Raw genomic sequence first — 16,388 nt, forward strand, 5'->3', positions numbered from 1 at the left:
TAACATTATTCATTAAATACCACTATCTAATTTTTACCGTTGAAATCAAAAATTCAAACAAAAAAATTTATATAATATTAAAATAAAAATAATAATCGATGTGAAGTTATTTTCATATCTAATATTGAACATCAGTCAACCATTTTATAATCTCCAAAATGTTTAGAATATGTTCTTATCCAGGAAGTAGTTAAAACTACTTCCACACTCCCCCTTTTTTTAAAATTAAACATCATCAAGTATTTTTGGGTCTGCTCCGGCGATTTCAACCAAATATTCCGCTTCGACAATGTGAAGTTTTGAAGGAATGATGATGCAGTGAAGTGGCCCTCCAAAGTCAAAGTCAATCAATTCCGAAATATTTCCTGCACGAACACAGACATCACCTGAACCAACACGAGCAATGCCCATTGCCAATGTATCTTCAGTTATCATGCCCTCATAGTCGAGATCATCCTTGATGTTCATGAGATATTCCAAACCCTGATTGACAGTCATGTAACGGTCCTTGTGGGCTTGGATGTCAAGCAGAACCAGAGTATGCAAGTCCATTTTCAGGTTCTCTTCAATTGCCATGTAAGGTGATTTCGGATAGAAATTATAATCCGGAAACGGAATGGTTGTTACTTTTCCAAATTTGTATCCCTGGAGGCCCGAAATGGCTGGTGCGGAAGAGAGAATTGATGAACCATGAATTACTTCATAGTCAATTCCCTTTTTTGAGCATTGAACAAGAAAGTCACTGTGAGTGGTTGCAATCAGCGGGTCTCCACCTGTGATTAAGGCAACATCCATATTTTCAGCCTCATCGATGAATTTATGTTCCTCTTCAACCTCACCTCTGACCAGAACCTCTATTTCCTGGCCAACCAGCTCTTCAATAGCTTCAAAGCTAGAACCGAAGAGTCTGGATGTGAAAAATTCGGCATAAATTTTATCAACATTTCTTAAACATTCCAATCCTTTTATAGAAATATCCTTATGGTCAAACAACCCTAAACCCACTAAATAAAACATATACATTATATAATAATTTAAACATAATAAACCTTATGAAATGTGTAAAAGTTCCATTAAGACAACTGAACGACACCCGTATAAAATTAATGGAATCTGGGAAAATGAATATAGAATACAGGATAAAAACCGAGGACGGATTCGGATATATTCCAGTCAATGAAAATGTTGAAGGTCATGAAATAGTGTGCATGGAATTGGAAGCCATGAAAAGGGTTCCCCATAGCTTTGCCGAGATTTTAAAAGATGAACTGACAGAAGACGAAATCGAAACCCTTAGAACATCCTTCGACACCATAGGAGACATCATCATTTTGGAAATTCCCGACAGCTTATACGACAAAAGATTTGAAATCGGCAAGGCCGCCCATGACTTTACAAAAAGAAGGTCAGTCTACATGAAAAAAAGCGCAGTCAAGGGAACAACACGAGTGCGCGATTTGGAATTTCTAGCAGGAGTTGACGATTCGGTTACAATCCACAAGGAGCATGGAGCCCGACTGAAACTGGACGTTCGTGAAATGTATTTCTCACCAAGACTTGCAACCGAGAGAAAACGGGTGATGGAAAGCGTCAGTGACGGCGAGAAGATTCTTGACATGTTTTGCGGAATAGGTCCTTTTCCTATTGTCATTGCAAAAAACAAAACTGCAGACATAACAGCAGTTGACATTAACGGCGAGGCAATCAGATATCTGAATGAAAACATTAATCTAAATAAGCTCAAGGGCAGCATCAAAACATATGCCGGAGACATTGCCGAAGTAAGCAAACAATTTAACTGCAAGTTCGATAGAATTATCATGAACCTGCCTGGCCTTGCATATACTTTCCTTGACCTTGCAGTTGAGTTGATTGAAGATGGTGGAATAATCAATTACTATGAGTTTTCTGATTCATATGAACAGGGAGAAAAACGCCTGAAAGAGGCATGTGAAAAGAAAAACAAAGATGTTGAAATAGTCAACACCCGAAAAGTAAAATCCACTTCACCTGGAGAATGGCATATTGCCATCGACGGCAAAGTCACTGAAAAACAATAATGCAGTTAAGAAATTATTAAAATGATTCTACAGTACAAAACCCGGCTTGTTTTGATTTTGATAAGCATACCAGGTACTGTTTTCGATTAGAAACTCCCTTGCCAAGTCCAATATTACTTCAGTGCTTTCCCCTTCATGTATGACCTTCTGTTCTGCCCATACGTACAGCTCGTACATACGTTCATAATCATTGCATATGTCATCCAAGGATTTCTTTCCATAGTAACTTTCTAAAAACAATGTGAACGCCGCAGCGAATCCTAAGGACAAGTTCAAGGCAGTTCGCCAAATGTCAGGATGGACATTCCCTGGGGAATGGACAAACATGTACAATTCAAATATAAATGCTAAAAAATAAATTATCAGAGTAACGTATAGCAGAATATTGGTTTCCATATCATTCTTGTATTTTTCCTTCCTCTTATTTTCCAAAGCATATTCATGATAGGACATCTGATTTCTAATCCAAAAGTTCAAAATGGGTTTTTTTTCCGTCTTGCTTATATCAGGCAATTCCATATCATCTAAAACCTCACTGATCCATGGCACTCCTCTTTTAACAAACCATGGTAAAATGTCGACTACCCTTTTGTTTGTGCCGGCTATAGAAAGGAAAAACTGAACACGGAAGGATTCTGCAAGAACCCTAAACTCCAGATAGTTTTTGTGATGCTGTGAATTTTCCGCCCATTTAAGAATGCCACCCAAAATTATAATCAAAGGCAAACATGCAAAGATAATCTCATATAAATCGATTTCACTATAGAGAACAAAAAATATGGCAAGTAATGCACCTAGAATAGCCAGATATTTGAGATTGCTGTAATGCCTTTCAGCATTTATCCCGCTCAAACTGTTTGCAACCCCATACATCATGTCAAGTTCCTCGAGTTTGGGAATGGTCAGTTCATTTGAGACATGGGAAAGCTTCTCTTCACAGTCCTTCTGCTTTTTGCACATCTCCATCTCTTCGGACGTCAGCTCGCCGTTTTTACGTCTTTTATAAAAGTCCAGCTTTTGATAAAAAATGTCTTTCTGATTGTCTTTCTGGCAAAAAACCTTTGACAACCTGTGAGATAGGGGGTTGTTACCCTTCAGTAATGGACAGAAATATTTCTTCAGATTCATGATTACACAAAAACATTTTCTAGAGATAAATTTGAAGTTCAGATTTAAAATAATTATCTATACCAAAACATCAACGGAAAAAAGTGTTGGAATCATTGTTTAAATCGGATCAATAATTCCTTTTTCAGTGATTATGCCTGTAATCAACTCCTTTGGAGTTATGTCAAAAGCAGGGTTTATGACTTCGGTTCCTTCAGGACAAATCCTTGCTCCTCCGTAGTACCTTACTTCATCACCATCCCTCTCTTCAATGATAGTATCATAAATGTTAATGTCATTGTCAAAGGTTGAGTAAGGAGCCGCCACATAAAACGGAATGTCATGGTGTTTTGCGGCAAGCGCCACCATAAATGAACCCACCTTGTTTACGACACCCCCTTTTGCAATCCTGTCTGCACCTATGACCACCTTATCGATTTTTCCCCGTGACATGAGAAATCCTGATGCGACATCAGGAATCAGTTTTACCGGAATGTTTTCCTGCTGCATTTCCCATACACTGAGGCTTGCTCCCTGACCGCGAGGACGGGTTTCATCACAGATTACATTTATGTTTTTGCCGGCGTCACGTGCGGCCCTGATTACTCCTAAAGCAGTTCCATAATCAACACATGCGAGAGCTCCTGCATTGCAGTGTGTTAAAATTGTATCGCCATCGTCAATGACTTCAGCACCGTACTTTCCGATTGCCCTGTTTGTTGCCATGTCCTCTTCATACATCTTCAATGCTTCACTAAGTGCATCATCATCACTTTCAAGCACTCTGTCAACTGCCCAGAACAGATTAACAGCTGTAGGTCTTGCGGCCTTAATTTCCATTCCAGCTTTTTCCAAATCTACACCCTCAAGTTCGGCAAGCGCCAGCCCAAAAGCGGCAGACACTCCAATCGCTGGTGCTCCACGGACAGTCATGTTTTTAATTGCAACTATTACATCCTGATAGTCCTCACAGTATACATAGGTTAACTCATCAGGAAGCTTTCTTTGATCAATAAGTTTTAATTTGTTGTCTTCCCATTCAAGTGTTTTCATAGTAACACCTTATTAAAAAATATCCTAAAAAAAATAAGAAAAAAAGTATAATTAAGTGTTAGTTTCTAATTTTGTTTAATGTTTGAGCATTAATTTATAATTATACTTTTTAAAAAAATATCCTCACGGATTGATTAGAGACGTATTAAAAATACATCTTAATTATTATTTATCAATTAATCCTTTATAAGTTTTTATGTTAAATTGAATACTTTGCATAATATTTAGTAATACCCAACAATTAAGCATTTTCAGTCATTATCGGAACTACCTGTTTTTTACGTGAAACTACACCCTCAAGCAAAACGGTATTGTCCTCCAATTTGACGCCATATGCCTTTTCAACAAGACATGCCTTTTCTCCCAAAGCAATCACTTGGGAGTTGCTGTTTACGATATCGGTAATCAGAAGCATGAAAAGATCAAGACCTTCATCATCAATTATCTTGTTAATTCCAGCTTCAAGCTCATCCTTCATTGCCATCACGTCTGAAATATCGGCGGTGTTTACCTGATTTACAATTGATTTAACATCCTTGAAGTCGATCTGTTTTGCATCGAGAGATAAAATTTCTTCGATTGAAAAGCTGCTCAGGTCAGTTCCTGCCTTAAGCATTTCCAGACCGTATTCCTCAGCATCTATTCCTGCAATTTCTGCAAGCTTTTCGACTGCGGCCTTATCGTCTTCGGTAGTGGTAGGGGATTTTAAAAGAAGGGTGTCGGAAATGATTGCTGAAAGCATCAATGTTGCAATTTCCTTTGTAATTTCAACACCGTTTTCTTCATAAAGTTTGGCTAAAATTGTTTCGGTACATCCAACAGGTTCAAATCTTAGGAATAAAGGATAGGAAGTTTCCAAAGCCAATTTATGATGGTCAACTACTTTTAAAATGTTTGCGTTTTCGAGATTATCAACTGATTCTGCAGGAGAGTTGTGGTCAACCAAAATGACATTTGCGCCGTCTTCAACACTTTCCAAAAGTTCAGGAGCTTCAATGCCCAAATAGTCCAGAATAAATTCTGTTTCCTTGTTGATATTACCTAATCTGTAAGCTTGAGCTTCTGAGTTTCCCAATTCATTTTCCAAGTTAGCCATTACAATACTTGAAGTAATGGTATCGCTATCAGGACTTTTATGTCCAAAAACGTAAGTCTTAACCATATTATCGTTTTCCTCAAAAAAATTTGTATCTATTTAAATTATCTTTCTCATCCATATTTAATGTTGTGATATTGCAAAACCGAAATGTCAAACCTGATCAATAGATTCAGAATTTTTCACTCTAACATGCAGTTCATTAAACAAAAATATTTAAAATTGATATATACAAATATATCCATAGTGATAATCATGGACATTACTAAAAGTTACAATGAAAAGGAATTGACATTATCTATTGAGGGACGTATTGACACCATTACCTCAAAAGACCTTGATAAAGAGATTAATGATGAACTGGGAAATTTTGATTCATTGATAATGGATTTCACAGATTTGGAATACATTTCAAGTGCAGGACTTAGAGTTCTAATTGCGACTCAAAAGAAACTTAAAGCTGATGATGTTCCGTTTGTGATTAAGAACATTAATGAAGCTGTTGGCGAAATATTTAGAATGTCAGGTTTCGATAAAATTTTAGACATACAATGAACACAATAACTCTAAAACCCGAATTAACTGAATTATATGCTCTTAATGAGTTTATTTCAGATGAATTTCCTCACAAAGACATTCAAGTTAATCTGATTGTTGAAGAGATATTCGTAAATATCGTCAATTATTCAAAAACAGAATTCATTACCGTTAATGTGGAATATGAAAGCCCCACATTAACATTGGAGTTTATTGACAACGGTTTTGAATTTAATCCCCTTTTAAAAGAAAAACCTTCCATGCCAGATACGATTGAAGAAGCAGAAATCGGAGGGCTGGGCATTTATTTAACTAAAGAAATAGCTGACGAAATTGATTATCAATATATGAACGGTGAAAATCACTTGAAAATTGTTAAAAATGTGGAATGATGAAATCTAAACTGAAGAAAATAGCAATATCATTTTTGATAATGGTAATAATCCATTATGCACTTTCTCCTAATCTGTTCTGGACCCTGGGGATATCTACTCCCCATGTCGGATTAATATTTGTTTTAGGTTTATTGTTCGGACCATATGGTGCATTGGGTGCAACATTATCCAACATCATTCTGGATTTGCTTGATGGATACACCCCTATTGAAATACTTCCATCAGCAATCATCACTTTTGGAATTTCATATCTGGCATACAAGATCTGGTACTCCGGCATTAAAACAGACAAGATTACAAAACCAGTACTGGACAATAATTATCACCTTGGCCTATTTTTATCTACTATGGTAGTGTGCGGATTTATCTATTCTGCCCTTCACGCCGCATTACTGGGAATTATTTACGGAAACAGCATTGACGGATATTTTTTCGTTTCCTATTTTCTCAATTTCGTTAACTTAGGATTTATTTTTGGTATACTGGGCATTTGGCTTTCTAAAAAAATCGACCTTGTTGAAACCCCAAAAACATCAAAAAGGCAGATCAACAAAAAACTGTATCTAACATTATTCTGTGCATTATTAACTTTTACAGGCATTTTACTAATATCCATATTCCTGAACCTGGATACATCCATCATAATGGGAGAAATCACACTGATTACAATTTTATTATTCGCTTATCTGACAAAACCATTCGAACATGAGATACAACCAAGCGATGAAAACACGATAATTGAAGCAATTATACGCAATTTTCTCATAATAACATTAACAATCGCCATTTTTGGAGTGGTAATTTCCATGTTAAGCCTTAATCTTGTATCAAAAATAGATGATGGTAATATCTACTTAAGGCTAATGCCTATGCTTATAATAACCGACATCATCATAATTCTATTCTTTATTCCAGGAATGATTATTTTAAGATATATTGAAGGAAAAGTGGTCAAACCCATTTCATCATTTTCCGAAATCGAAGGATTCATCAATGAAAATGAAAAGATTGAAAGTGACGGGCTGGTGGAAATCTATTCCAGATACCTTAATGAACAGAATGAAATAGGAACCCTTGCCCGTTCATACACGGAGCTAATTAACCACAACAACAACTATATTGAAAACATCCGTGAAATTGAAGGTGAAAAGGAGCGCATTAATGCTGAGCTTGACATTGCAACAAAAATTCAGGCAGCAGCACTTCCAACCAGTGCAATAAAAATGGAGGATTTTATTGTCAATGGTTATTCCCATCCCGCAAAGGAAGTTGGAGGAGACTTTTTTGATTATTTCATGATAGATGAAGAAAATTTGGCCATTGTTATTGGGGATGCATCAGGCAAAGGAGTTCCGGCCGCAATAATTGCAATGATTACCCAGGTGAGCATCAAGCAGATATTGAATCATAATCAGGATCCTTCAAAAATTTTATACCTCCTCAATAATCAGATGTGTGAAAATAACTCCGAATCAATGTTTATCACATTATGGCTTGGAATCTATAACAGAAAAACTAAAAAATTAACATTTTCCAATGCAGGACACAATCCTCCGCTAATCAAAGAGAATGGAAAATTCAAGTATCTTGACATCAATAGCGGAATCGTGTTGGGAGTGATGGAAGATTTCGAGTATTCCAACGAAGAGATAACATTAACAAGTGAAATAGTGACATATACTGATGGAATAACTGACGCCAACAATGACAACAATGAAATGTATGGTGAAGAGAGGCTTTTAGACTTCTTCAATGGATTTGAAAGCAAAGAAGATCCAATCAAACCATTATTAAATGACATTAATGGTTTTACCGAAAATGCAGAACAATTTGATGACATGACATTAACATACTTAAAGATAGAATGATTAAATTAGCCTATTGCAACGTGGAAAACCTGGACTTAAAAAGAGGATACAAACTGGTTTCTGAAAAGCGCCAGGAAAAGATTGATTTTTACAGATTTGAAAAGGATAAAAAACTCAGCTGCGGCGCTTATCTTCTTTTGAAAAAATTATTGCTTGAGGAAAATGTCATTGAACCTCACTTTAAAACTGGAAAATACGGCAAGGCATACATATCCAACTATGAAAACATTCATTTCAATTTAAGTCATTCCGGCAAAATGGTTTTGTGTGCAATATCCGATAGGGAAGTTGGGGCGGATGTCGAATATATTGACTCTGAAATTGATTTGGACATAGCTAAAAATTACTTCTACAACAGCGAATATGAAAGCATCATGAACTCCGAAAACAGCCCCGAAGAATTTTTCAAATACTGGGTTTTGAAGGAAAGCTACATGAAATACACTGGTCTTGGAATGAATCTGGAACTGGACAGCTTTGAAATAATAATTGATGAGGAAATCAAACTTAAAAATGACAATAATAATCTGAAATTTAATTTATTTGGCATCCAAGACTATAAAATTGGAATTGCCAGCCATTACCCTGAAATTGAGTTGGATAAAGTGGGCGTCAATGAGCTGTATAAGATATGAAACTGTCTAAAGCATTTCTGGCGCTTCAAAATCCTTATTGAACCTCTCCGGCTTAAAGAAGCCGGAGAATTCTTGCACAAAAATGTTAAAAAAATAGAGAAAATAGATGAATAACATCTATTTTACTTTTACACTAGATTTAATTATGTCTTTACTATATGTGACCTTAACTGTGTAGGTTTTGCCCTTTTTAAGCTTTTTGATAACATTTTTCTTGAAGGTCTTTTTGGCAAGTCCTTTGGAGTTGGTTTTAACCTTGTAAGTTTTGCCGTTGAACTTGAATGTTATTGTCTTGCCTTTCACAAGTTTGCCGTTGATTTTAAGTTTAGCCTTCAAGACAAAGGATTTTGCAGACTTTTTGACAGTAACCTTGCTTGTTGTAAGCACCTGTTTTACAGTTATTTTATTGCTGTATGTTTTGCCGTTGTATGTGGTTTTAACAGCATATTTTCCAGGAGTTTGTGTTATCTTGACTTTGGCAACACCATCAGCGTCAGTTTTAACTGTAGCAGGTTTGCCGTTGATGTTAAACTTAACGATTTCACCGGCACCGACTGCACGTCCATCTTCGGTCGCCACTTTAACGGAGAAGTATTTGCCTCCACCATAATCAACTGAAATGTCTTTGTTGTTGATGATTTTACTGTCATCAATTACAGTATATGCTTTAAGGCAAACTGTTGAATCAAGTAAACTGGAATCCATCCACTCCTTACCGTCAACACTTACCATTGACACTCCTTCTTCAAGAGGACGTCTTAACTCAGCCGCAAATGGAACAGAATTGCTTTTGAATTCAACTTTAAATGTATCATTGACTTTCACAGGAACATATTTATCCAAAATGATTGTTCTGAATCCCTGGTATTCACTTATGCCTCTTTGAGTGTGCCTTAATTCACCCTTGACATAGACTTTTAGTTCATATTCGATTCCACTATCATTGAAGTAGGTTCCAACCGCTCCGATTAACTCGTTGAATATTGATTCATATTCATTTGAGTAACATGTGTAGTTTCCATCAAACATATAGATTCCAGCAAAGTCTGTCTGATAGTTTAAGTGATAGGGAATAGTGTTTTCAAAGATATATCCAGTTGCACCTGAAAGAAATCCCAGATACGATTGCCCAATGAATGACGGATCATAATAAGACAGGTAGAAATATCCATTATCTCCAAAATTGGTTCCCCAACTGTTTTTAATAATCCATGCGCCATCATCTTCAGGCGTGAGTATAAAGTTGTCTTTAGAGAAGTTATCATCCCATCCAATAACCGCCACTGCATGGTTAGGATATCGGATTTCTCCATCTTCATAAGTGGCATTTCCGTAGAGAGCATAGGTTTCCTCATTGTAGTAAGGAAGAAAATGGTCAGCTGAGTAATCAATTGAAAGGGCGCCATATTTCAATATCGCTTCCTTAACTTTTTGGATGGTTTGATTGGTATTGCCCCTGATGACAATTGCATCCTGAACATGAACTGTTTTATTCGAATCATAAATAATGTCTGAGAGTTTTCCAAGTTCATCATACACGTCGGAGTATCTCCATTGAACACCAAGCCAGCTTACGGCATATGCAATTCCATTTTCAGCATATCCTCCTTCCACAAGGTCGAATGAACCGTATTTTGAATACCTTAATTCCATCTTATACAAATTATTTACTGAAAAAGTGTAATTCAATCCTGTTGCTCTACGTATTGCAGATTCGATTGCACTTATTGAACCGAATGCCCAACATGAACCCATATCACCCTGATTATCAATCGGAGACACCCATCCCCAGTCGCGCAAATCAAATCTTGAAGGCAGATTATCGACAGTTATATTATTATTTTCCAATTTTACCGGTTCTGCATACAATCCCATGAAATACTCATACTCAGAATTGTCAGTCGATAGGGCATCACCCGCATAAGTGTTATTTTTTTCGCTGAATTCAGTAAATACAGCATAAATGCCCAATCCTCCATTTAAAGTAGGAATTTTCGACGTTGAAATCAGAGTAATATGAATAGATGGCATTTGCAGAGTCAGATATGTTAAAAGCAACTGCATTACCCATAAAAATGGAACCGTTAATATTTAAATCATAGCCATCATGAAATATTGCGCCTCTCTGATATAGTGCAGTGTTATTTGTGAAATTTGAATCGGCAATGTCGACACCAACTACAGATGTGTAAACGGCACCTCCGCAGGAGAATGCAAGATTGCTATCGAAAGTGGAATTGACAATATTAAGAAATCCGCTCAGTTGAACAATAGCGCCTCCAAAAGAACTGGAACAATTGGCAAACCTTGAATTGATGATGTCCATTGTTGCATTGTTGTCTATTCCGTCACCATGCATTCCTCCGGCATCAAAAAATATTGCACCCCCTTCATTTGCACAATTGGTATTTTCGAAAATGCAGTTTTCAACGACATAGGAGTGATTTCTAACCAAGGAATTTGAATATTTGATTCCGATAGCTCCCGCAGTCATATTCGCATATAAATTAGCGAATCTTGAATTTCTGACATTTAGCCAATATGTATTGGCATATATCGCAGCAGCATAATTACCTGTCAAATTATTGAATGTGACATTATCCACATTCAATTTAGCTTCATAACTAGCGACAATATGGCCCTTGTAAGTCACTTCCCCGCTATCAAATACAGAATCCTTAATGTTAACGATTGCAGCAGAAGTGTAGATGTCTGCATAATGCGATACTGTTGAATGAAAACTGCAATTAACTATATCCAACACAGTATATGTATCATTGAATCCCATAGAGTTTGGTCCGTCAGACGCTACAATAAAAACATTCTCTATCGAGTTTGTTTCATTATCATCTATGAATCTGACATTATTTAAAAAGCACATTCCCGTTTCTTCACTAATCGCAATAGGATTTGCATTCATCAATGTCAGGTTATTGACATATAAAATAGATTCATTAATATTGAATGAAATTGCCTTGTTTTTACAATTGATGACATGATTATTACCGTTTATTGTTGTATTGCCCATTACTGCAATGCCTCTGATAAAATCACCGTCGATTTCTTCGACAAATTCATAATCCGAGTCCAAATCACACATGACAATATCACTTTCCGTATTGCCATAAATGGTTTCATTTAGCTCATAAAATGATTTGGGACTAACATCATCAGCATCAACCGCACCAGTCTGATTTAAATCGGCCGCATTGACTGCACCCACTGACAGAGTTAATATTAATGTCAATATTATAAAAATAATATGTCCTTTTTTCATTATATCCCCATTATTTTTAATTGATTTAATATCTATTGAATAGACATATTAAAAATAACGGAAAAACTAAAAAATGTTAAAAAAATAGTAAATAGGATAATTAGAATGCAATTGCATTAACATTATTATCCTTATTGAAGTCGTTTAATTGTGAAACTAAATCTGAATTAGATACATTGCTTGTGTCTTTTGCCCAGAATACGACAATGAAGTTTTCGCCGTCACAGTCAATTACTTCGGCAACGCCATGCTGTGCGTGGTCATAGTCTGTGAAGTTAACTGTGTTGTCTGAGTTTTTGTCTATTTTGAAATCATCGTCAGGAGTTAGGTAGTCTTTGCCTTCGTCATGAATCAAATCATCGTAGGCATCATTGTCGTCATCGCCGAATTCTTTGTAGACGGTGATTCCGGAATCCTGATTTGCATTGAGATACAATGAACTGTAATTTCCTTTGTATGCATGGTTGTATGATCCATCTACCTGAAAGTCATTTACTGTTTTTTGTGCACTTACCGCTCCGAATAGAAGCATGGAAGTCACAATAAAATTGCTATGTTTCTTAAATCCATATTATCACCTTTGATTTGTATGTAATGTTTAATTTTTGAAAATGCTTCAAAAGCACAATTGATAATATGAAATAGGCACTATATAAAGCTTTTCGAGTGCAAGCACTCACTTGCATCCTTAAAAGATAAAAAAAAGAATAATTAAAAGTTTATTTTAAGAAATAATTAAAATTAAACTTCCATTGATTGTTAAATACATTATTTGCAAGAACATTTGTTTCAGCACTGATTTTGAACATGCCCTTACGGATTGATGCCCTCAAACATGATGTTTATCAAATCATCTGCATAATAATTTGTTTCAAAGTCAAGATCCTTATTATATATCTTCCAGAGAATAACAGACTGGAACAGCATGCCAAAACACATGATGGCCAGTGATTTAGGATTAACTTCCCTGATTATCCCTTTCTCTATTTTTATTTTGAAAAATTCCTCTAATTTGTTCAATATCACGTCAGTAATGCCAGATAGCAAATTCTTTTTCTCAGGAATTTCCCTGACTTCCTCCATAGCTATTCTGAGAATGCTGAAATCATCATCTGAAAGGTTCAGGATGCCGAAAAATGAAATCTTGAGATATTCTTCAATTCCTTCATCCTCTTCAAATTCAAAGATTTCTTCCAATTGCTTAATGAATAACTCCAGATAATAATCTTTTGTTACCTTGACCAGATTGTTCTTATTTTGAAATTTTCTGAAGATTGTTACTTCATTCACTCCCGCTTCGGCAGCTATCTTTTTTGTTGTCGCTTTGGCGAAGCCTTCCCTTTGAAGAATTCCGAATGTTGCCTTGATAATCTTTAAGTCAGTGCTGTTAAATTCAGTCATGAATATAGATATATTTCTAATCATATATAATTCAGTTATATTAATGAGATTCCATGACAATAATTTTTTCCACAAGCCCTTTTAATGCATCCTCTTAAATTAACACGACAAAATATTATAATAATACTTTTTCATTCTTTTTTTATGATTTTAAGATGCAAGTGAGCACTTACATTCGAAAATATTTCTATATGGTCGTTTTAATAAATTATAGCAATGAAACGTGCGGGTTTCATTAAAACAACTAAATTTATGGAGGACAATATCATGAAAAATTTCAACATACTATGTTTACTAATGTTCTGCGCATTAATTTTCATGGCAGTTTCATGCGTTAATGCAACTGACGTCAATGATACAAGCATTATTGTCCATGATGACAGCGCAATACATGTAAACAATCAAGCAACAACATCTCTAAGCAACCAGACACCAATCGAAGATACTGTTAGTGTGGAAAAAAGCATTCCAACAACAGTAACAGTAGCAAACGACATGAAAAATCCGGAAAAAGAAATTCCGAAAACTACACAGGCAAAAGACAATCACGGTTCAATGACCGAATTGAAAAACCAGTTGAAATTCATCAAAAGCGGAAGCACATACACTTTCACTAAAGATTATCAGTTTGTAAAAGGAAAAGACATTATTCATGCTCTCGTCATAATGGGAAACAATGTAGTCATCGCCGGAAATGGCCACACCATAGACGGGAAAAACCTAATGGATCATCTCATCATAAGCGGAAACAAAGTAACAATTAAAAATCTGACCATAACCCATTTCAAAAATAGAAACAACTGCCCTATTGAATGGAACGGAAACAATGGAGTTTTAAGCAACTGCACCCTCACTGAAAATTCAGGAATAATGGGCGGGGCAATAGTATGGAACGGAATAAACGGAGCCATCAGAAACTCCAATTTCAAAAACAACACCGCTCAAAAGATAGCTGGTGCAATCTACATCAAAGGCGAAAACATGAACGTCGAAAATTCAACATTCACCAACTGCGGATCAAAAATAGTCGGTGAGGCAATCTACGTGAGCCCTAACGTCAAACACTGGAAAGTGACAGGAACATTCAATAACGTCAATGGAATTGTCGACGGCAGCAAAACCAACATTAAATTAGACTTCTTAAGCAAAACCCATGAAACCAGACTTAATGAAAACAACATCGACCTGGGCCTCTATTGTATAAAGCATTAGTGACCGGAAAAGCAAACTATCTCAACAGCAATACTCTCTTCTACGGCAGATACATCAACAGCAATACCTACGAATTGGTCATCCACAGAATATTTCCAAATCATATAATCTATGAAAAACACTTCACTTTCCAAAACGTGCAAAACCCAAACGACATCTGCAATAGCCTAATAAACAACCAGGACCACATGAGCCAGATGATTATTAAGAATGTGGACATTTGGGAAACCGGCCAATATGGCAATGCAGTCTCCACAAACAGCAATGTTTTAAACAATATTTTGAATACAATACCTGCCAGCGAAAGAGGATCCCTCGTCAAAGCACTGAACATTAACTTCAAACAGACTTTAACAATCAGCTCAAAAGAAACCCTGAATCCTGCTTCCACCGGTTTTGATGTGATAAACATCAATGGTAACGGTTCCAAAATCACAGGCGGAGCATCAAGTGATGACGAATACAAATTTGCTACACTTAAATCAGGTAAAAATAATTTCCATATCTAATTTGACAATTGACGGATTCAACACAGCAATTGAAAACTTCGGAGGCACATATTACCTAAACGGAGTCACACTCTCAAACAACAAAATGGACTACCTGATTGACAGAGATTGGGGCGCTGCAATCATCAACACAGGAGAATGCGTCTGCAACAACTGTTCATTCCTGAACAATTACGCTAAAAACGGCGGTGCAATCTTCAATCAAGGTACATTAAAAATAAACAACTGCAAATTCAAAGACAATTACACATATAATGAAGGAGACAACATATGCAACGGAAAAGGTGGCGTTGTAATAGTTAATGGAAAAGACTGCAGTGACGGCATCGGAATCGTTCACAAAGCAGAAAGCTACAGCGCAACAGAATCCAAACTCATAAGTGTAGGTGGAGTTATCTTAAGCATAGGTACAGGAATTGCGGCAGGAATCATTACAGCAAATCCAGTTGCAGGTTTCGCAGTAGGTGCAGCAGTAGGTGCCGGAATAGGTGCACTCAGTGCAGGAATAATCATAAAACATGAATTTGATGTGAACTATAATAGGGCTTCACTTGCTGCAACATTAATAATCAGCGACGCATTATGTGGAGGATTCGGAGGATGTGCTGCAGGATCAATGACCCTTGAAATGACCTCAGCCACATATGAAGGAATCAGTCCGGGAATCCACATATTCGGAGAATTTTTAGGCATCGGCGCTAAAATAGCTGAATGTAACATAAACCACATTAATGCCTAAAAACATCAAGGTTTGGAATTGCTGACAACCCTCCATAATATTGTCGAAACACATCGGCAATTCCTTACTTCAACCATCACCAATCATGATTTTTAAAACGTTAAATAGTATTAAATCCCCATTATCAATGCCAAATGAACTATTTTTTAAAAATGAATTTTAAAAATTATTATTTTAATTATTAAATATGTAAGTGTGCACTTACATTCGAAAAACTTTATATATGGTCTTTTTCATATAATTACTTGTGTGAAAAATGCTAATCAAAAGATTAACATGCCACAGTTAAAATTTATCAGGTGATTATTATGAAGATGCATAAGATTTGTCCAAGATGCGGATCTAGAAATGTTGATTGGATCATACCTCAAAACTGGTCCCAATGCATTTGCAGAGACTGTGATTTCACAGGACCAATTATTGAAGGAAACGACGACCTTGCTGAAGAGATTCATGAAGCATACATGGAGTCTTTAGAGGAAAACGGCGAATAAAATAG

Annotated in this window: 17 protein-coding genes; 9 read left to right on the forward strand and 8 right to left on the reverse strand. The window is 36.1% G+C overall.

Features of this window, described 5'->3' with window-relative positions; all coding sequences use genetic code 11:
* Positions 1-225: 225 nt before the first annotated feature.
* Positions 226-1,017 (reverse strand): diphthine synthase, encoded by a 792-nt coding sequence (dph5, locus tag Q0W26_RS04205; protein WP_298522742.1) that lies wholly within the window; start codon positions 1,015-1,017, stop codon positions 226-228.
* A 35-nt stretch (positions 1,018-1,052) separates the two neighbouring features.
* On the opposite strand from dph5, the gene Q0W26_RS04210 reads away from it, so the two are divergent.
* Complete coding sequence (locus Q0W26_RS04210) at positions 1,053-2,060, forward strand: class I SAM-dependent methyltransferase family protein (protein ID WP_298522744.1); 1,008 nt, start codon at positions 1,053-1,055, stop codon at positions 2,058-2,060.
* Between the two features lie 27 nt (positions 2,061-2,087).
* On the opposite strand, the gene Q0W26_RS04215 is transcribed toward Q0W26_RS04210, so the two are convergent.
* The 3 genes from Q0W26_RS04215 to Q0W26_RS04225 form a co-directional block, all read right to left on the reverse strand.
* Positions 2,088-3,188: a hypothetical protein gene (locus Q0W26_RS04215; RefSeq protein ID WP_298522746.1), complete on the reverse strand. Its 1,101-nt coding sequence runs from the start codon at positions 3,186-3,188 to the stop codon at positions 2,088-2,090.
* Positions 3,189-3,287: 99 nt separating this feature from the next.
* Positions 3,288-4,220: an S-methyl-5-thioribose-1-phosphate isomerase gene (gene mtnA / locus Q0W26_RS04220; RefSeq protein ID WP_298522748.1), complete on the reverse strand. Its 933-nt coding sequence runs from the start codon at positions 4,218-4,220 to the stop codon at positions 3,288-3,290.
* A 241-nt stretch (positions 4,221-4,461) separates the two neighbouring features.
* Positions 4,462-5,382 carry a manganese-dependent inorganic pyrophosphatase gene (locus Q0W26_RS04225; RefSeq protein ID WP_298522749.1) on the reverse strand — a complete coding sequence of 307 codons (921 nt, stop codon included), beginning with the start codon at positions 5,380-5,382 and terminating at the stop codon, positions 4,462-4,464.
* Positions 5,383-5,571: 189 nt separating this feature from the next.
* Here Q0W26_RS04225 and Q0W26_RS04230 point away from each other — a divergent pair, with 189 nt between their 5' ends.
* From Q0W26_RS04230 to Q0W26_RS04245, 4 genes are read left to right on the forward strand one after another with little or no spacing between them, the layout of a single operon-like run.
* The gene (locus Q0W26_RS04230; protein WP_298522752.1) at positions 5,572-5,871 is read left to right on the forward strand and encodes an STAS domain-containing protein; all 300 of its coding nucleotides are present in this window, start codon (positions 5,572-5,574) and stop codon (positions 5,869-5,871) included.
* On the forward strand, positions 5,868-6,245 hold the full coding sequence (locus Q0W26_RS04235) for an ATP-binding protein (protein ID WP_298522754.1): 378 nt from the start codon (positions 5,868-5,870) through the stop codon (positions 6,243-6,245). The genes Q0W26_RS04230 and Q0W26_RS04235 overlap by 4 nt, the downstream gene beginning before the upstream one ends.
* Entirely contained in the window at positions 6,245-8,116 is a 1,872-nt protein-coding gene (locus tag Q0W26_RS04240; protein ID WP_298522756.1) for a SpoIIE family protein phosphatase, read from the forward strand. Before Q0W26_RS04235 ends, Q0W26_RS04240 begins: the two co-directional genes overlap by 1 nt.
* On the forward strand, positions 8,113-8,751 hold the full coding sequence (locus Q0W26_RS04245) for a 4'-phosphopantetheinyl transferase superfamily protein (RefSeq protein ID WP_298522757.1): 639 nt from the start codon (positions 8,113-8,115) through the stop codon (positions 8,749-8,751). The genes Q0W26_RS04240 and Q0W26_RS04245 overlap by 4 nt, the downstream gene beginning before the upstream one ends.
* 117 nt (positions 8,752-8,868) lie before the next feature.
* On the opposite strand, the gene Q0W26_RS04250 is transcribed toward Q0W26_RS04245, so the two are convergent.
* The 4 genes from Q0W26_RS04250 to Q0W26_RS04265 form a co-directional block, all read right to left on the reverse strand.
* Positions 8,869-10,722: a C1 family peptidase gene (locus Q0W26_RS04250; RefSeq protein ID WP_298522759.1), complete on the reverse strand. Its 1,854-nt coding sequence runs from the start codon at positions 10,720-10,722 to the stop codon at positions 8,869-8,871.
* Positions 10,697-12,028: a hypothetical protein gene (locus Q0W26_RS04255; protein WP_298522761.1), complete on the reverse strand. Its 1,332-nt coding sequence runs from the start codon at positions 12,026-12,028 to the stop codon at positions 10,697-10,699. Before Q0W26_RS04255 ends, Q0W26_RS04250 begins: the two co-directional genes overlap by 26 nt.
* 100 nt (positions 12,029-12,128) lie before the next feature.
* Complete coding sequence (locus Q0W26_RS04260; protein WP_298522764.1) at positions 12,129-12,560, reverse strand: hypothetical protein; 432 nt, start codon at positions 12,558-12,560, stop codon at positions 12,129-12,131.
* A gap of 281 nt (positions 12,561-12,841) precedes the next feature.
* Entirely contained in the window at positions 12,842-13,429 is a 588-nt protein-coding gene (locus Q0W26_RS04265; RefSeq protein WP_298522765.1) for a TetR/AcrR family transcriptional regulator, read from the reverse strand.
* Between the two features lie 267 nt (positions 13,430-13,696).
* On the opposite strand from Q0W26_RS04265, the gene Q0W26_RS04270 reads away from it, so the two are divergent.
* The 4 genes from Q0W26_RS04270 to Q0W26_RS04285 all read left to right on the forward strand — a co-directional run bounded on the left by Q0W26_RS04270 (position 13,697) and on the right by Q0W26_RS04285 (position 16,383).
* The gene (locus Q0W26_RS04270) at positions 13,697-14,641 is read left to right on the forward strand and encodes a right-handed parallel beta-helix repeat-containing protein (protein ID WP_298522767.1); all 945 of its coding nucleotides are present in this window, start codon (positions 13,697-13,699) and stop codon (positions 14,639-14,641) included.
* A complete protein-coding gene (locus Q0W26_RS04275; protein ID WP_298522769.1) occupies positions 14,626-15,150 on the forward strand; it encodes a hypothetical protein in 525 nt (174 codons plus the stop codon). Before Q0W26_RS04270 ends, Q0W26_RS04275 begins: the two co-directional genes overlap by 16 nt.
* Before the next feature lies 1 nt (position 15,151).
* Positions 15,152-15,889 (forward strand): hypothetical protein, encoded by a 738-nt coding sequence (locus Q0W26_RS04280; protein ID WP_298522771.1) that lies wholly within the window; start codon positions 15,152-15,154, stop codon positions 15,887-15,889.
* 308 nt (positions 15,890-16,197) lie between these two features.
* Positions 16,198-16,383, forward strand: coding sequence for a hypothetical protein (locus Q0W26_RS04285; RefSeq protein ID WP_298522773.1), 186 nt, complete (start codon positions 16,198-16,200; stop codon positions 16,381-16,383).
* The last annotated feature ends 5 nt before the right edge of the window (positions 16,384-16,388 follow it).

Source organism: uncultured Methanobrevibacter sp., assembly GCF_947169325.1.
In the GTDB taxonomy this organism is placed as follows: Archaea; Methanobacteriota; Methanobacteria; order Methanobacteriales; family Methanobacteriaceae; genus Methanocatella.

What these genes read in the sequence shown, in the direction of transcription:
- dph5 (WP_298522742.1), bottom strand. Translation starts at nt 1,017, where the DNA reads ATGTTTTATTTAGTGGGTTTAGGGTTGTTTGACCATAAGGATATTTCT.
- Q0W26_RS04210 (WP_298522744.1), top strand. Translation starts at nt 1,053, where the DNA reads ATGAAATGTGTAAAAGTTCCATTAAGACAACTGAACGACACCCGTATA.
- Q0W26_RS04260 (WP_298522764.1), bottom strand. Translation starts at nt 12,560, where the DNA reads ATGCTTCTATTCGGAGCGGTAAGTGCACAAAAAACAGTAAATGACTTT.
- Q0W26_RS04245 (WP_298522757.1), top strand. Translation starts at nt 8,113, where the DNA reads ATGATTAAATTAGCCTATTGCAACGTGGAAAACCTGGACTTAAAAAGA.
- Q0W26_RS04235 (WP_298522754.1), top strand. Translation starts at nt 5,868, where the DNA reads ATGAACACAATAACTCTAAAACCCGAATTAACTGAATTATATGCTCTT.
- Q0W26_RS04255 (WP_298522761.1), bottom strand. Translation starts at nt 12,028, where the DNA reads ATGAAAAAAGGACATATTATTTTTATAATATTGACATTAATATTAACT.
- mtnA (WP_298522748.1), bottom strand. Translation starts at nt 4,220, where the DNA reads ATGAAAACACTTGAATGGGAAGACAACAAATTAAAACTTATTGATCAA.
- Q0W26_RS04240 (WP_298522756.1), top strand. Translation starts at nt 6,245, where the DNA reads ATGAAATCTAAACTGAAGAAAATAGCAATATCATTTTTGATAATGGTA.
- Q0W26_RS04225 (WP_298522749.1), bottom strand. Translation starts at nt 5,382, where the DNA reads ATGGTTAAGACTTACGTTTTTGGACATAAAAGTCCTGATAGCGATACC.
- Q0W26_RS04230 (WP_298522752.1), top strand. Translation starts at nt 5,572, where the DNA reads ATGGACATTACTAAAAGTTACAATGAAAAGGAATTGACATTATCTATT.
- Q0W26_RS04285 (WP_298522773.1), top strand. Translation starts at nt 16,198, where the DNA reads ATGAAGATGCATAAGATTTGTCCAAGATGCGGATCTAGAAATGTTGAT.
- Q0W26_RS04265 (WP_298522765.1), bottom strand. Translation starts at nt 13,429, where the DNA reads ATGACTGAATTTAACAGCACTGACTTAAAGATTATCAAGGCAACATTC.
- Q0W26_RS04270 (WP_298522767.1), top strand. Translation starts at nt 13,697, where the DNA reads ATGAAAAATTTCAACATACTATGTTTACTAATGTTCTGCGCATTAATT.
- Q0W26_RS04215 (WP_298522746.1), bottom strand. Translation starts at nt 3,188, where the DNA reads ATGAATCTGAAGAAATATTTCTGTCCATTACTGAAGGGTAACAACCCC.